The organism is Acidisphaera rubrifaciens HS-AP3 (assembly GCF_000964365.1).
In the GTDB taxonomy this organism is placed as follows: Bacteria; Pseudomonadota; Alphaproteobacteria; order Acetobacterales; family Acetobacteraceae; genus Acidisphaera; species Acidisphaera rubrifaciens.
Genome location: NZ_BANB01000454.1, coordinates 1 through 1,462 on the forward strand (window position 1 = coordinate 1; position 1,462 = coordinate 1,462).

A 1,462-nucleotide genomic window follows, 5' to 3' on the forward strand; every position below is an offset into this window, starting at 1 on the left:
CCCTGTCCGCCGCCGGCGTCGCCGAGATCGCCGGGGCGCTGCGCCGCCTCGACGTGGCGGAGGGCGCGGTGATCGTGCGCCGCGGCCGCGCCGGCGAGAGCATGTATTTCATCGTCGCCGGCGAGGTGGAGGTACGCCTGCACCCCACCCCCGTGCGCATGGCCGAAGGGGCGTTTTTCGGCGAGATGGCGCTGCTCGGCGCCGGGGTGCGCAACGCCACCATCGTCGCCACGCGCCCGACCACCCTTCTCGTGCTGGATGTGGCAGATTTCCGACGGCTCGCCGCCCGCCACGCCGACCTCGCCGCCGCGGTCGAGGCGGAGGCGCACCGGCGCGCCGTCGCCCGCAAGCTGGAGATTGACGCATGACACAGTCGACATGGTCGCCCCGCATGATCGCCCTCGCGCTCATCGGCGCCACGGCCGCCGCTTCGGGCGCGCCCGTCCGCGCGGAGACGACGCCGCAAGTGACCGCGATGGTGGAAAGCCTGTCGGCGCCGATCGCCGGCCTCGCGGCGCTCGACTACCTGCCGGCCGGGCGCGCGCTCGCGCTGCCGGCCGGCGCCACGCTGGTGCTCGACTATCTCGGGGCCTGCGTGCGCGAGACGATCACCGCCGGCGCGGACGGCAGCACGGTGCGCATCGGCCCTGATCAGAGCGCGGTGACGCATGGGCGCGTGGTGCGCCGGCGCATGGATTGCGACGGCGACGAGCTACAGATCTCCGCCGCGCAGGCCGATGTCGGCGGGGTCGCGGTCTCGCGCGGGATCGGCCCGGCGCTGCCGTCGCTGACGGTGCACGGCACGATGCCGGTCATCGCGGCGCCGCTGGACGCGCCCGTGCATATCGTCCGCCTTGACGCCGACGCACCCGAACAGGAGGTGCGTCCGTCCGCCGGCGGGGGCGGCGGCACTGGCCGCACACTGATAGATCTGGCGCGGGCCGGCACCGCGCTCGCCCCCGGCGGCACCTATCGCATCACGCAGGGCCAGCGCGCCGTGGTGATCCGGATCGACCCGGCCGCGCGCCCCGGCCCATTGCCGGTGATGCTGCGCCTCGTGCCGCTCTAGACGGCGCAGCGCGGCGAAGGGGACGTCCGTGCGCCGGCCGGACCGCGTCCGCAAGGTGCTGGCGACCGTCGCGGTGGTGGCCTTCGCGGCCGGCGCGATGCTGGTGCCGGGACCGCGGGGCGGCCTCGCCGGGCTGTCGCTCGATACGCTGTTCTGGCTGCGCGACCATGCCTTCGGGCAACGTCATCCGGACGGGGACAGCCGCGTCGCCGTCGTCCTGATCGACGAGGACACCTATGCGACGCCGCCGTTCCGCGGCCTGTCGCGCGAGCTGTGGACGCCGTATTTCGCGACCGTCATCGACGCCGTCCATGCGGCGGCGCCGCGCGTCGTCGGCTTCGACATCATCCTGCCGACATCGCTCGAACGCCTGCTGCCCGCCTTCGCCGGATA

3 protein-coding genes are annotated in these 1,462 nt (G+C 74.4%); all 3 read left to right on the forward strand.

Annotated elements, in window-relative coordinates; all coding sequences use genetic code 11:
• Positions 1–368 (forward strand): cyclic nucleotide-binding domain-containing protein (locus B8460_RS12845; RefSeq protein ID WP_048862000.1); only part of this gene is annotated, 368 nt, incomplete at its 5' end.
• A complete protein-coding gene (locus B8460_RS12850; protein WP_148360592.1) occupies positions 365–1,069 on the forward strand; it encodes a hypothetical protein in 705 nt (234 codons plus the stop codon). The genes B8460_RS12845 and B8460_RS12850, both read left to right, overlap by 4 nt.
• Before the next feature lie 28 nt (positions 1,070–1,097).
• On the forward strand, positions 1,098–1,462 hold a 365-nt coding region (locus B8460_RS12855; protein WP_048862002.1), incomplete at its 3' end, for a CHASE2 domain-containing protein.

Coding starts and splice junctions, on each gene's coding strand:
- B8460_RS12850 (WP_148360592.1), top strand. CDS start 365: ATGACACAGTCGACATGGTCGCCCCGCATGATCGCCCTCGCGCTCATC.